Raw genomic sequence first — 14,995 nt, 5'->3', positions numbered from 1 at the left:
TCACTAAGCATGACTGCCGCTTATGAGCGGCAGTCTCACTCAAGCTCATCATCAATGTATTTATGCACAATATTTTTTCGAAGACCTGACTGTTTTATCTTTTGATACTCCCGATTAAACTGGTTAAGTAGCTCTTCAGCATTAGGCCAAGCTCTGCTAACTCCTGCATGAAATGTTCTTACTTTACCAATAGGCTTAGGGATATAGTCAATAGCATTTTTCCACTTCTTATTTTGACCTAAATAAAATTTACATTGGTGTATTTCACAAATAATGAGATCAACACGTTTGTTGAATAAATTCTTTAAATGCTGTTTTTCTGGCGTTTCTAAGGCGGGTGACTTTCGAGCAACAAATGATTTATTACGGATGGCCTCAAGAAAAACCGGTGCATAGTTATAACCGTCAGTATAACCGATAACGTAACTTTTTAAGTCTGTGAATTCATTCCAGGTTATATCCAGTTCCTTCCGTTTAAAAAACACATCTGCAATTTTTATCAGATAGTCAGTAAATAAGAATTGCTTTATGCGAGCCTCGTTTTGCGTAAAAGTAAAAAGAATAGCAAAGTTGCCTTCAGCTGCTTCTTTATAAGCACGTTTCCAAGGTAATATGGTTACTTCTGGGGTGTAGCCGATGGCTTCTACTGTCTGGGTTACCAGTTCATAACTGATCCCTTTGATTTCACCGTCGTCATCTAAGTAATTCATAGGGGGGAAGGTGGCGAAAATAATCGGTAATGTTTTCCCTTGGCTGATGCTTGGATAAACTAATATGATTGTTAATATAAAAACTGAAAAATATATGTATAAAGAGGTATTTTTAATGCGATAAGAAAACATAATACCTCCTCAAAAGGCGACGTATTGGGTATATATTCGTATAAAAATATAAAACGAAATTATGTAGTATTATAGCTGTATTGTAGGTAATGGAAAATACTGGCAAAGGTCCAACTTGCTGATCTATTAGGTAAGCTTATTGGTCATTAAATGAAACTGATCACTCCTTAAATATATACCCAAAACGAAGGACTTTTAGGAGTGGCCGTTAAACTGCATTTACACCATTCTTAGTGTTCAAGAGCGAGGACAACAAACCCTACTAATGTGTCAGGAACACATTAGAACAGCTTCGCTGGCCCGTTAGGGTGAGCGCTATGGATAGCGCACATAAAAATGATTCGTGAAGGGTATAAATTGACAAAAGCTTGGTATTGCTTATATTGCATAGGTGTTTCATAACACAATGAGTATATAGATACTTTGAGGTGTAATTAATATGGAGTGCAGCCCAGCTGTTCAATCCTTCTCTCAAGAAAGGTTATTTACTTTAGTGACAGAGGATTTGGTTAAACAAGGATGGTCCGTTCAACAAAATGCTTTACCCAGTGTATTATTGCAAGGTTTGGTTGACGAGATTAATTATTTTGATAATAAACAATTATTAATGCCTGCTGCGATTGGACGCCATAACCAAAAGGTGCTTGATCAATCAATTCGCAGTGATAGAACATTATGGCTTGATGGACGATCACCAACACAGATGGCATTACTAAGTTTGCTAGATGTATTCAGGCTTAAGTTGAATCAAAATCTCTGGCTTGGTCTGGATGAAGTTGAATGCCATTATGCTATTTACGACAAAGGAAGCTTTTACAAGCGTCATCTGGATGCCTTTAATGGGCATGAGAGCAGAGTCGTCAGTATTGTTTTTTATTTGAATAGTGGTTGGCTTGAGGCGGATGGGGGGGCTTTAAAACTATACTCGGTAAATAGCTCTAAAGTCGTGAAAACGGTGTTGCCAGAAATAGGTACCTGTGTTTGCTTTATGAGCTGTGAAATTCCTCATGAGGTCCTACCTTCTTTGAGATCACGCATGAGTATTGCGGGTTGGTTCCGACGGCAGTCCGTGGCAGAAAAAAGTCTTGGATTGTGAGCTGTAACATAAGTGAAGAGTTACCCACGAATTATAATCGGTAGCTTATACCCAACACGGTGGGTAAATTATTTTGGGAATAATGTAAGCATAGATGATTAAAAAAGTTGTAGATAAACTAATTTTTTTGGTATTACTTAGTGCAACCTTTTGCTCTGTATTAGCGTACTGGGGAAGTAGTCATTGGTGGCTGGAGTTATTAACACACTTTCGAGCATTTTATTTTTATAGTGCTATCATAGTACTTTTATTGCTACTCGTAACTCGCCGGTTGTTTCCTGCGGTATTAGCTTTGCTTGTTCTTGGGCTAAACTGGCAAGTACCAATGCTTTACCTGCCACCATCAATGTTAGTTTCTAGTGCGTTAGAATCCTCCCCAAAGTCAACTGGCAAAAAGAAAAAGTCTATAGTCATTTATCATGCGAATGTACTGTCATCCAATACTCAGTACCAAAAACTGGTACAACAGCTGTCAGATTATCAACCTGATATTGTTGTATTGCAGGAAGTCACTGAGGCATGGTTAAAAGGCATTGAAGATGGCATTAAAGACTATCCATACCAAATAACTAAACCTGAGGAAGGTAATTTTGGTATTGCCTTACTCAGCCGTTTTCCATTTAACAATAAGCAAACAGTACAGCTCAGTAATACCGGAATACCCAGTATATTTGTTTCTGTTCAAACACAGCAAGGCGAGCTTTCACTGTTCACGACACACCCCTTGCCGCCGGTGAGTGTTTCCTATTCTTTGTTAAGAGACTTTCAGATTGAAGCAACTGCAAAGTTTTTTCAAAGTGTTGCTGCACCCTACCTGTTGGTGGGGGATTTAAATACAACCCCTTGGTCCCCTGTTTTTACACGTTTGATGAAGCAGGCAAAGCTTAAAAATGCGAGACAAGGTATTGGCATTCTGCCGACATGGCCTGCTCCTCTGCCACTGTTACAGATACCCATTGATCATGTACTGCATAGTGAAAATATCGAGATTATTTCCATGGAAGTTACTGGTCATATTGGCTCAGATCACTTACCAATTGTGACTAAACTTCACTTGGTGGATAAAGGTTCTGAGCTAGAGGCATTAAATAAAGTCGCTGATTAAGGAAATGTGCTCACAGACTTGTGGGTAAGTTATATAACTTATTGATTTAGATAGACTTAAAATGTCTTGCATTTGTAACTTATATGTCATTTATCTTTCATTAAGATGGCTTATGTTGGTGGCAGATAAAAGGCTAGAGGAGCCTGACCATGAAAGTTGCCTTTGATTTTTTTGCCAGCCGTCAGAACCCAGAAAGCTATCAGAAGTCGTTTGTTGTTGAGCTAACAGCATTACCTGCGAAGGAAGATATTGTTCGCTTTGAAGGGAAAGATTATACGGTGTCGCTACTTGAATGGAACTTATCTGATAGCCACCAGTGCTCTAGTTGTGTTGTTACGGTGAAATGTCACCGTAAAGAGCTGTACGATACATTTCGGCATAATACCCATGCAATGGTACCAAGTGCTGATAGAACACTAGCAAAATACTATACCCTTCGTGAGTAACCATTTGCTAATGTCCTTTAGCCTCATTTAACAACGGTTGACATTGAATCGATATTCAACCGGTACGGTTAACTATACTGTGACCATGAGAACTTGTGCGTTTAGGCCATGCTTATCATGCCTATGATGAACGCTAATAAAGTCGTTCATCTTACAAAAGCTAACTAAACTTAAGCATATGTTTGAAGGTACAGGAAAGCACAGTGAACTGTATATCGACTATTTTTACGGCGATAGGTTTAACCTTTTTCAATACAGTCAGTCTTGCTAACGAAGTTACGCAATTTGCAAATGGAGAGTGGCCTCCCTATATGTCGCAAGATTTACCTTATGGAGGCTTCGCATCTCGTATTGTTTATGAAGCTTATGCTTTATCAGGGATTAATATTCAATATAAGTGGCTACCCTGGAAAAGGGCATTGACTGAAGCTGAAAAAGGCTTAGTTGATGGTACAGTCGGATGGATTTTCAGCAAAGAAAGGGATAAAAAGTTCTTATTCAGTAATCCTGTTTTTAGCCAAGAAATGGTATTTTTTCATTTGAAAAAATATTCTTTTGACTGGGAAAAAATTGAAGATTTAAGAAATATAAAGATTGGAGCCACAATTGGCTATGGCGACTATGGTGAAGCGTTTATTCAGGCAGAAGCTAGTGCTGTTATTAAAGTAGAACGTGTAAGAACAGATGAGCAAAATTTTGGTAAGTTATTGACAGGTAGAATTCAAGTTTTTCCTCTTGCTAAAGAGGTTGGTGATTATATTTTGAAAAAGAAGTTTAAGCCACAGCAAGCTGAAAGTATTACATACAATAAAAAGCCGATACATATACAAAAATACTATATCTTATTTAGCAAGAGAAAAAAATATAGTTTGCTACTTCAGCAAAAGTTCAATGAAGGACTTGAAGTTTTAATAAAGTCTGGAAAATACCAACAATACTATTACGATATGTTGCGTTTCTAACAAAGCACAACTAAAGGCTTATAACATAGTTTGTGATCGGTAGAGACTGCGCTAAGGCAAGTTTCTCTAACTTGTTATCTGTTGATGACTTATGCTGATTAGTTTCAGAGAGCATGCTGGCAGTGCTTAGATATGATGTTTGATATCCTGGCTGAAGTTGCTTGTGAAAATACAAAGATTGGAGCTATAGCCAGTTCAGAGTAATCAACAGGGCCGTAAAGCCCTGTGATTCAATGCTATCATTGAGAGCAGCTTTCTGTTTGGCCAATCTCTACGACAGTATAGCTCGAAGAGCTAACAGCTATATTAGTGCACTTATAGATAGGTCCATCCATTGCTTGAGTTTTCAACTCATAATTGAATTTACTCCAGTCTGAGCTCGCATTTTTAAATTTTAAATGGATTAAAAATTGACCATTAGTAAGTGCTTGAACTGCAGTATCATTACTAATATTAGTCAGTGTATTTGCATTAGCAGCTACAGAAGTAAATGCTAATGCACCTAAAAACATGGCTACTTTATTCATGATCATTTCCTTATTTTTTACTCGTTTCGTTGTTGTTAAGTGAACTGCTTTGTGGTTTTCACTTTAACTAGCTGGACTTCCAGTTGCCACGAGTTTGGGATAACACAAGAAAGTTTGGGATAGCTCGAGTAAATAAAGGGATAACACTTAATGCTTCTGGGATAACATGGTGTTTTATAGGGATAACAGCCGCTTACTTTGGGATAACGGTAACACCGTATTTCTGTGTTAAACGACTTGATGCTTCCTTCGTTCATCATACAGCTGATAATACCTATCAGCTGCTATATGTTTAATAATAACTTTCAGAGGAACATGGGTAATAGGTGTTGGATTAGGATAGCATTGGTTAGATTTTTACTGATGAGCTGGTTGTTTCTATCGTAAAGCTTTACCCTTTAACTAATAATCGGTCCATTGCTTGAGTGGTTAATAGCCTTTTTAACAAGGCAAATAGATATGTTGGGAAAGTTACTCGGTAACGAGCTTTTGGTTTTTTGCTTTCTAAGGCATGTATCAGCTTTGCTGTCACCTCCTCAGGACCTAACGTAAATGTTGTCGTACCTTCAGCCTTCTCCAACCGCTCAAGCTGAGCTTTATAATTCTCAACGTGTAGACTCGCCTGCCAATCAATGTTTTGCTTGAACTTTGCTGCAGCATTGGCTCGAAACTGAGAAATGATTGGTCCTGGCTCAATCAGTGAAACCTTAATAGGCGAGTCTTTTAATTCAAGACGAAGTGTATCCGTTAATCCTTCAATTGCGAATTTTGAAGCATTATAAGCACCTCGATAAGGCATACACACAAACCCCAAAACGGAACTGTTTTGGACAATCCTGCCGTGGCCTTGTTGACGCATCACCTTAAGCACTTTTCTCGTGAGGTGATGCCAGCCAAAGACATTCGATTCAAACTGTTGACGCAATACTTCTGTTGGTAAATCTTCAATGGCTCCAGGTTGGCCATAAGCACCATTATTGAATAAAAAGTCTAGAGTACCGTTTGTTCGTTGTAGAATTTCCTCAAGTGCTTGCTCAATTGAACTTTGGCTATCCAGATCGAGTTGTATACTTTCCAGTCCTTTTTGATTGAGTGAATCAACATCTACTTGTTTTCTTGCCGTTGCGAAAACACGATACCCACGTTGTTGCAGAGCCTGAGCAGCGTGCTGCCCAATCCCTGACGAACATCCTGTGATAAGAATCGACTTTTGAGACATAGCCTAATGACCTTTATACTCTTCGCGAATGATTTTTAGGCTTTGTTACCATCGCTCGGTGGCCTCGCCTAAATAGCCCTTCGCTGTGAGTATATACCACTTTATTTTGACACCAAAAAATGATTCATTATGGGTATAGTTTACGTTAATCAACCAAAGGTAATAATACACTGCTTGTAGTACAACACTAATTGATGCAGTAACCAACTTTGAAGTATTTAGTAGGTCTGTTGATGGCGAAAAAACAGCCTCATTATCGTACTGTTTGACCTGTAAAACGTTACAGAACCAATGAATATAGTGTTATTTTTCAACTGACCGCTTTTCTATTTTGCTATTTGTTGATTCTATTAATTCTTTTAGTCGCTTTATTAGCGTTGAATAGTCTGATTGATCATTATTACGTATCATTTTCTCAAGACTTTCACTTAATTGGGCTACAGCTTTTGCGCCAACTGTGGCTGCCATACCTTTGATTGTGTGCAGCTTGCGTGCTGCAACCTCAGGATCAACCAGGTTAGTATCTAAAGGTAACTGCTCTATAATCGTTGGTATTTCTTGTAAATAATTATTTAGTGCTTTTTGATAAATACGTTGAACACCACCCATTCTAGCAAGCGCTTCTTGCTCATCAAGTAGAGGAGTGGCAGATGCTGCTTGAGTTAAAGCTTGTTTTCCTGAGTTTTGATTCGATGTATCATGATATTTGCTGACCTCGTTTAAAATTGTGCTAACAACCTGTTCTAATTCAAAAGGTTTAGCTATATAGTTATTCATTCCTATAGATAGTGCTTTTTCCTTATCTTTTTGCATCGCATTGGCAGTCATTGCAATAATAGGTAGTGTTTTTAAATCCAGGTTGTTGCGAATTTCTTTAGTCGCATTATATCCATCCATTGTAGGCATTTGAATATCCATAAGTACTACATCAAAGTCATTCTTAGACCTTTTAAGCGTGTTGACAGCTGCCAAGCCGTCACTAACAACATCAACCTTAGCACCTTCAAGCTCAAGCAGTTCTTTGGCAACTTGTTGATTAGTTAAATTATCCTCAGCTAACAAAATAGAGATACTTTTTAAACGTTCACTGACTATTTCTGGCTCGTTTGAAGGCATCATCTCGGCAGGCTTAACAGCATCTAATACTGCATCAAATAGAGTTGAAGCAGTTACTGGCTTAGTTAGCACAGTTTGTATTTCTTTATATTCTGAAAGCCGATCCAGCAACTCTTTAGTTTGGTGTACAGTCATCATAATGACTATAGGCCAGCAATTTTCTGGGAAAAAGGATTTCATATACCTAATAGTTTCAAAGCCATCCATGTCAGGCATTGAAGTATCTATAATAATACAGTTGTATTGCTCACTTTGTAGTTTATTAATAGCATTTTGACCACTTTTAATGGCGTCTGCTTGCCAGCCTAGGGCTTGTGCCATTTTGGTGAGCAATGTTCTTACATGATCATTATCATCAATAATTAGTAATTTGAAATTTTGTAATGAAAGTAGCTTACCTTTTGCTTCAATGACGGATAAGTGTGATGATGGTTCAACGGCCTTACAGGGAATTGTAAAACTAAATTTACTGCCATGATCAAGTTTGCTTTCTACAACAAGTTTGCCACCCATTAAGGTCACTAAACGTTGACAAATAGCTAAGCCTAATCCTGTACCCCCAAACCTTCTTGTGGTAGAGGCTTCTGCTTGACTAAAGACATTAAAAATATGCTCTAAATTTTCTTGAGAAATACCAATACCGGTATCTTGTACACTAAATTTTAAAAGGGTATCACTATTATTTTTTTCTAATACTTGTACGCTGAGTACAACTTCCCCTTCATGAGTAAATTTAATTGCATTTGATGTTAAATTGATAAGGACTTGTTGTAACCGTAATTCGTCAACCATAATATGGCTAGGCAGACTATGGTCAATATCAAATAGTACCTCTATATTTTTTTGTCCTATGTTTACTGAAGTAATCGTACTAACATTTCTCAACAGTTGGTCAACATGACAGGTATGTGGATCAAGTACTAGCTTGCCTGCTTCCATTTTTGAGAAATCAAGAATATCGTTAAGTATTCCAAGGAGTACTTTTGCAGCGGACTCTGTTTTTAATAAATAATCAACTTGTTTATTTTCAAGCTTAGTTTTCTTAAGGAGCTGAACCATACCTAAAATGGCATTCATTGGAGTACGAATTTCATGACTCATATTGGCAACGAATTCTGACTTTGCAATATTGGCTTTATCTGCCATTTGTTTAGCATTTCGAAGTTGTTGCTCTTTTCTAAGCTGATCAGTAATATCACGATTGATACCGAGCATAATTGTTGTACTTCCAGTTATATCGTGCTCTATCGTGGCATCTGATTTTATATAACGAATTTCGCCGTCGTTTCTTACAATTCTAAAAATAGGATCAAATGGTATGCCTTCAGAGATTGCTTTTTTTACTTTATCCTGCATAAGCAGTTTATCATCAGGGTGTAACGATTCAAACCAGGTATTAAACGTTAACTTTTCACCTTCAGATTTAGGTTTAACGCCATACATTTCATACATCATTGGGTTCCATTCAAGTTCATTTGTTCTGACATCCCATGTCCAAATACCCAATTTAGCAACTTCAGACGCTTTAACTAATTGATCCTTCATGTTTTCCAGCTTAATACGGTCAGCAACTTGCTGACTCATATCTGTCGCAATAAATAAATAACCTGTTACTTTTGTTTCTGCATCGAGTAGAGGTGTTATTTCCTGATAAGCAGGAAAAGCTATTTTATTTTTTTTCAATAGCATCCACTCTTTATTAGGGTGGAGGGAGTATTGCGTTTCTAAAACTAATACTTTGAAGCTCGGCTCTACCTCGATGTCCATTTTGTTTGAAAATATATTGACAAGTTCAATAATTTCGTTTTTTTCTAGCAGCGTTATATAATTGAGCTTATCAATGACTTCAGAGGCTACATAGCCAAGCATCTTTTCAGCCGCAGGGTTAAAGAGTGTGATAGTACCTTTTGTGTCAGTGATAATAATAGCAGTGTGTGCCTGTTTTAATATGGTTGACTGTAAATTTAAATAATGCTGAATCTCCGCTGTACGTTCTGCAACTTGTTCTTCTAAGGAAGCGTTAAGGGTACACAGTTCTTCTTCTATGGCCTTTTGTTGACTGATATCACGAATGATTTTTGCAGCCCCTACTATTTCTCCTTCTTTGTTTCTGATGGGAGAAACAGTGATGGAAGCATCAACTAAAGATCCATCTTTACATTGTCTTTTGCTATTGAGTTGTGATACATGTTGTCCACTCTTGATTTTCTTATAAATCAATAGCTCTTCATCTTTTTTGTCGTAAGGAATTATCAGGTCAAGAACTGGCTTGCCTAGTACTTCCTGAGCATTATAACCAAATATATACTCTGCGCCTTTATTCCAGTCTGTCACATGACCATCTAGAGTGATACCAATAATGGCATCTTGCGACCCTTCTACAATGGCCGCTGAACGAGCTTGCTCAACACTGATCCGTTGCTGTTCTACTCGTGTTAAACGATAAAAATATAAAAGTCCGCTAAGAGCTAATACGCTAACAAACATCGCAAGAATATCAATAAATACATTCTTGATTATATGGGAAAATACAAAATTTTCAGGTATCGCTAATTTTACAGTTAATGATTTATCATTAATACCTTGGTAAATGGGTAAAACCTTACTTTTTACTAAAAAATGTTGGCCATTATAGTTTTTAACTAACAAATCTTTTGGTAAGCTATGCGTTTTTGATATATCTTTAAAGTCTTTAGTCCAACTGTAATCAGTATTTAAGTCAGAACTAAATGTTTTAGATGCTTCAGGGTTTATTAGATATTCACCTGAGTTTTTGGTTAAATAAAGACTAAAGTTATCTGGCAACGTTTTTTGTAGTTCTCCAAAAAACGTATTGGCATCATAGTTAATCACCAGTATTCCAAAATATTTATTTTTATCATCAAATACAGGTGTAGTGATACGTAAAGTAGCCTGATAAGGTTTTTCTATTTTGCCATTTTCTCTATTTAAATTTATATCTGATATATAATACTCGCCAGGTTGGAGTTTTAAGGACTCTTTAAAGTAGTCTCTATGCGCTTTAGACTGTAGTGATTCTTTACTAACAGCAGTAGCTTTTCCATTTTTATGAATAACTTTTACCAGCTCTGTTCCGTTATTTTTAACGCTAATATAATAAAGCTGGTGGATATTTTGATGCGTGCTTAAATAGACAGTAAAGATTTGTTCTAGTCGGCTTTTCCATAAAGAGGTAGAGCTATTTCCTTGCTTATCTTGGTTGTTATTTTGTTTTGCTCTGGCGATGCCATGAATGGGGGGCGTAGATGCTAAAAATAATAAATCCCTTTTTAGGGTCTCTATAGTGCTAGTGATTTTTGAACGTATTTTTTCAGCCTCACTCTCTAATAGAAGGTTGTACTCGTCATAGGTTCGACCTCGTTCGATATAAAATAATGTTGCTGATACAGTGATCAGCAAAAAAAGTGAAATAATAAGTACATAAAAAAAATGTTTATTATTAATATAGTTTACACGTTTCGGCATTCCGCCTCCTTGGAATGGCAGTCGTATTTCTGACTTGCTAAATAGCGTATATCCATATCATAAGCTGTGTACCACTAACTAGGTAGTGTAACATAAGACTGTACATTATAGACGCAATGTTTTTAAGCAAGGTTGATTACCAAGTTACGTATTTTTTACAATGAGTTATCCCAACCCTGAATTATTAGCTTTTCGTAAGTAGTTATAGTATGGTCTAAAGTTCATTATTAGCATATTGAGTAATCACAAGGATATTACTGCAAGGGTTATCGAGGACTGCAAGTTGATTTTTAGCTCAGCGTTTTCTCTCTTATTAGTTGCTCTGGTTTGGTGTGTAGTAATGGTGATTACATGGTTTTTTTCACCCAGTGAGCCAGGAGCAAATCTCGTGTCATTTTATTTGGCTTTGGGTTTATCCTTTGCTGTTGGTATACTTGTTATCATATTGTCTCAACGTATGGTACGACAGTTAAAAAGTCTTCTTGATTTCGTAAATACATCTCATATTGTTTCTGATGATATCAAACCTTTGCTCACACGAAATGATATTGTAGGCCAGGTCGCAAGCCGTTTCATTCGCTTGACACAACAACTGCATGATCAAGAGTGGCTTCGTGTTGGACAAGAGCAACTGGCAAGGGACTTAATCGGTGATCTTGTACCCCGTGACCTAGCTTATGCCACGCTACGCAGTATTAGCATTCACCTGAATACTGAGCTTGGCGCTTTTTATCGAGTACTTAAAAATGGTGACTTGGAGCTGCTCAATGGCTATGCCCTGACGGGTGTTGTTAATGCAAAGCGACATATTCCTCGTGGGGATACCATACTTGCCAGTGCTATTGAAAAAAGTAAGGTATTTGTGAAAACAGATTTACCCAGTGATTACTTTAATGTTCATAGTGGTCTCGGCAATGGTTTGCCAAAGTCACTGGCGATAATACCTATTAAATATGAAGGAAATGTAATTGCTGTTATTGAAATAGCGGGTAGTGAATTCACCGATTTACACCAGCAATTTCTACAACGAATAGCAGACAGTATAGGCTTGGCACTGACTGCAGCTGATTCTAGAAACAACACTGTAAAATTACTTGAAGAAACTCAAAAACAGCAACAAGAATTAAGACTCATCAATGAGCAGCTGAAAGATCAGTCAGCTCAGCTTGAAAGCTCCCAGGATGAATTAAAGCATCAGCATGTCAAGCTCGAACAAATGAATAAAGCGTTAGAACAGAAAACCTCTGAGTTAGAAACAACTAATCAGGAAATCCTCAAGCAAACTGAAGAAATAACTTTACAAAAAGCAAAGCTTGAAGAAAAAGCAGAACAGCTTGAGCGGGCTAGTCAGTATAAATCTGAATTTCTTGCGAATATGAGTCATGAGCTGCGTACACCATTAAACAGTCTGTTGCTTCTGGCCCGTGCTTTAAAAAACAATGATGCAGGTAACCTTTCGGAAGAAGAGGTTGAAGATGCCAGCATTGTTTATGAAAGTGGCATGGAGTTACTTGAGCTGATTAACGGCATTCTCGATTTATCAAGAATTGAGGCCGGTAAAATGAATATTTTAAAGCAGCCAGTTGATATAAAAACGATAGCAGAAAAATTGTATCGGCAGCTGTCTGCTATCAGCACTGAAAAAGGTTTGGAATTTATTCTGGATATTGATGCTAAGTTACCGCAACAAATAGTGACTGATGGCCATAGGCTTGAACAAATTTTAAAAAACTTGTTAGCTAATGCGTTTAAATTTACTACTAAAGGAAGTGTGACACTGCGTCTTCAAAAGCAAGGTAGTACTGCCGTATTTTCTGTTCAGGATACAGGCATAGGCATCAGTAAAGATAAACAAGAACTCATTTTTAATTCATTTCAACAAGAGGATGGTTCAGTCGATCGTAAATATGGTGGCACAGGTCTGGGTCTGTCGATTGTGAAACAGCTTTCTAGTTTGCTGGGTGGTAGCGTTTCTCTTTACAGTGAAAAAGGCAAAGGAAGTACTTTTTCAGTCAGGCTACCACTTGAAACGATAGCTCAGTCATCGTCTCATTTAGAAACCCAAAAAGCCATCGATAACACTAACACTGAATCTTCTGAAACCTCTCAAACATTACCGACTGGTGGATTAGGTAAGTACTTGATGATCGTTGAGGATGACCAGTACTTTGCTGATACGCTAGTCAAACTAGCCAGGCAAAAAGGTTTTCATATCGTTCACGAAACCACGGGGAAAAGAGCTTTGATAACGGCATTATCAGAGCCTCCAATTGCCATTATTCTTGATATCACGCTGCCAGATATCAATGGTTTTCAGGTGCTCAAGCAGCTTAAAGAAAATAAAAAAACGCACCATATTCCGGTGCATATTGTTTCTGGCTCAGATGCAGATGAAAATAAATTAATACAGCAGGGTGCTGTTGATTACTATAGCAAGCCAGTTACAACGGAACAATTGGACGAGCTATTGGCCAGTGTGGCTAATATTCAGCAAAGCACTCTTCAGAGAATATTGGTCATAGAGGATAATGCTGACAATCAACAAGCGATTTACAAACTGCTGCGTAGTGAAGCCCATGATATTGTGCTAACTAAATATGGTCTGGAAGCGTTGGATAAAGTCCAGAATGAAAGTTTCGACTGTGTGATTCTAGACCTACAGTTACCAGATATTTCAGGCTTTGAGTGGCTAAAATTAGCAGAAAAGCAATGTGATACCTCGCTGCCCCCTATCATTGTTTACACTGCCCGTGAACTTACTCGAGAAGAAACAGGTTGGCTTGAAGAATACACTGGCTCGATCATCATTAAGGGAGACCACTCACCAGAAAGATTATTGGATGAGGTATCCTTGTTTTTACATAGTGTCGAGTCATCCCTTGATGTTAGCCAACAACGTATTGTCAGTATGCACTGTGATGAGAGCACAACCTTGCAGGGACGTAAAATTATGATTGTTGATGATGACCTGCGTAATGTGTTTGCATTATCAAAGCAGTTAAAACATTACGGTATTGAGGTGGTTGCTGCCGATAATGGTGAGCTAGCACTGCAAAAGCTAGATAGCGAAGCTGGCATAGAACTCGTGGTAATGGACATTATGATGCCTATTATGGATGGCTACGAGGCCATTAAACATATTCGTGCAAGCGCCTTACACAACGATTTACCTATCATTGTACTGACTGCTCGATCAATGCCTGATGAACAGCGGCGCTGTTTGGATGCTGGCGCCAATGACTATTTAACGAAACCCGTTAATCTTGACATTTTACTCACGCTTTTTCGCGTTTTACTCTTCGAGCAACAGGAAGCGTAATGCCTGAAAGCACAGCTATAGTAATAAACTCGGCTAGTAAGCAGATCGATATAGAACAAATAGAGTTGGATCTGTTGATTAGGGCAATAAACAAACTGTATGGATATGATTTTTCCCTCTACTCTCCGAGTTCACTCAAACAAAGCCTGTACCTTATGGTAAAGACCTACAATATCCAATGTATTTCAGAAATAATACCGCTGATATTGTATAACTCCAAATTCTTTGATGAGTTGCTGAGAACCCTTTCTGTAGGGGTAACTGAGATGTTTCGTGATCCAGGTTTTTACGCCAGTTTCCGAAACAATGTGGTGCCCACATTAAAGACATTTCCGTATGTCAAAATCTGGCATGCAGGCTGCTCAACCGGTGAAGAAGTTTACTCAATGGCTATTTTGCTAAAAGAGCACTCCTTTCTCGAAAAGTCGATAATTTACGGAACAGATTTCAACCGTGAGGCTTTAAATACTGCAAACAATGGTATTTATCCATTAAATAAAATATCGGCATATGAGGAAAACTATAATGCATCAGGCAGTAAATACTCTTTAAGTGATTATTACCATAAGCAGTATGGCTATGCTAAGTTTGATAATGTGCTTAAAAAAGGCGTAACTTTTTCCTATCACAATCTTGTCTGCGATGGCGTGTTTGGTGAAATGAATGTCATCTGCTGTCGTAATGTCCTAATCTATTTCAACAACGATCTACAAAATCGTGTTATTCAGCTGTTTACTGACAGCCTCCGCTACGGTGGCTTTCTTTGCATTGGTCGCTATGAATCCCTTTACTCAACCCCTTATCAACATATTTATGAACTGGTAGATAGAGAGCAGAGTATTTATCGTAAAGTTTTTCCAAAAGGGAGAGATTAACT

Annotated in this window: 10 protein-coding genes; 6 read left to right on the top strand and 4 right to left on the bottom strand. The window is 37.8% G+C overall.

Annotated elements, in window-relative coordinates; translation table 11 throughout:
- Positions 1 to 35: 35 nt before the first annotated feature.
- Entirely contained in the window at positions 36 to 842 is an 807-nt protein-coding gene (locus KHS79_RS20465; RefSeq protein ID WP_212721423.1) for a substrate-binding periplasmic protein, read from the bottom strand.
- 439 nt (positions 843 to 1,281) lie between these two features.
- On the opposite strand from KHS79_RS20465, the gene KHS79_RS20460 reads away from it, so the two are divergent.
- The 4 genes from KHS79_RS20460 to KHS79_RS20445 all read left to right on the top strand — a co-directional run bounded on the left by KHS79_RS20460 (position 1,282) and on the right by KHS79_RS20445 (position 4,451).
- Positions 1,282 to 1,938, top strand: a complete 657-nt coding sequence (locus KHS79_RS20460) for a 2OG-Fe(II) oxygenase (protein WP_212721421.1) — start codon at positions 1,282 to 1,284, stop codon at positions 1,936 to 1,938.
- A 94-nt stretch (positions 1,939 to 2,032) separates the two neighbouring features.
- Positions 2,033 to 3,043, top strand: coding sequence for an endonuclease/exonuclease/phosphatase family protein (locus tag KHS79_RS20455; protein WP_212721419.1), 1,011 nt, complete (start codon positions 2,033 to 2,035; stop codon positions 3,041 to 3,043).
- Positions 3,044 to 3,192: 149 nt separating this feature from the next.
- Complete coding sequence (locus KHS79_RS20450) at positions 3,193 to 3,489, top strand: hypothetical protein (RefSeq protein ID WP_094785598.1); 297 nt, start codon at positions 3,193 to 3,195, stop codon at positions 3,487 to 3,489.
- Positions 3,490 to 3,692: 203 nt separating this feature from the next.
- Positions 3,693 to 4,451 carry a substrate-binding periplasmic protein gene (locus KHS79_RS20445; protein ID WP_212721417.1) on the top strand — a complete coding sequence of 253 codons (759 nt, stop codon included), beginning with the start codon at positions 3,693 to 3,695 and terminating at the stop codon, positions 4,449 to 4,451.
- 239 nt (positions 4,452 to 4,690) lie between these two features.
- Here the strand turns inward: KHS79_RS20445 and KHS79_RS20440 are convergent, their stop codons facing one another.
- From KHS79_RS20440 to KHS79_RS20430, 3 genes are all read right to left on the bottom strand, one after another.
- Positions 4,691 to 4,978 (bottom strand): hypothetical protein, encoded by a 288-nt coding sequence (locus tag KHS79_RS20440; RefSeq protein ID WP_212721416.1) that lies wholly within the window; start codon positions 4,976 to 4,978, stop codon positions 4,691 to 4,693.
- 391 nt (positions 4,979 to 5,369) lie between these two features.
- Complete coding sequence (locus KHS79_RS20435; RefSeq protein WP_212721414.1) at positions 5,370 to 6,197, bottom strand: SDR family oxidoreductase; 828 nt, start codon at positions 6,195 to 6,197, stop codon at positions 5,370 to 5,372.
- Positions 6,198 to 6,500: 303 nt separating this feature from the next.
- A complete protein-coding gene (locus KHS79_RS20430) occupies positions 6,501 to 10,799 on the bottom strand; it encodes a response regulator (RefSeq protein ID WP_212721411.1) in 4,299 nt (1,432 codons plus the stop codon).
- Positions 10,800 to 11,187: 388 nt separating this feature from the next.
- On the opposite strand from KHS79_RS20430, the gene KHS79_RS20425 reads away from it, so the two are divergent.
- Complete coding sequence (locus KHS79_RS20425) at positions 11,188 to 14,118, top strand: response regulator (protein WP_212721408.1); 2,931 nt, start codon at positions 11,188 to 11,190, stop codon at positions 14,116 to 14,118.
- Entirely contained in the window at positions 14,118 to 14,993 is an 876-nt protein-coding gene (locus tag KHS79_RS20420) for a CheR family methyltransferase (protein WP_212721405.1), read from the top strand. The genes KHS79_RS20425 and KHS79_RS20420 overlap by 1 nt, the downstream gene beginning before the upstream one ends.
- The last annotated feature ends 2 nt before the right edge of the window (positions 14,994 to 14,995 follow it).

It is taken from the genome of Zooshikella ganghwensis (assembly GCF_018263875.1).
In the GTDB taxonomy this organism is placed as follows: Bacteria; Pseudomonadota; Gammaproteobacteria; order Pseudomonadales; family Zooshikellaceae; genus Zooshikella; species Zooshikella ganghwensis.
Note: the sequence above shows the minus strand (reverse complement) of the source record. Positions and strands in the feature narration are given on the sequence as shown.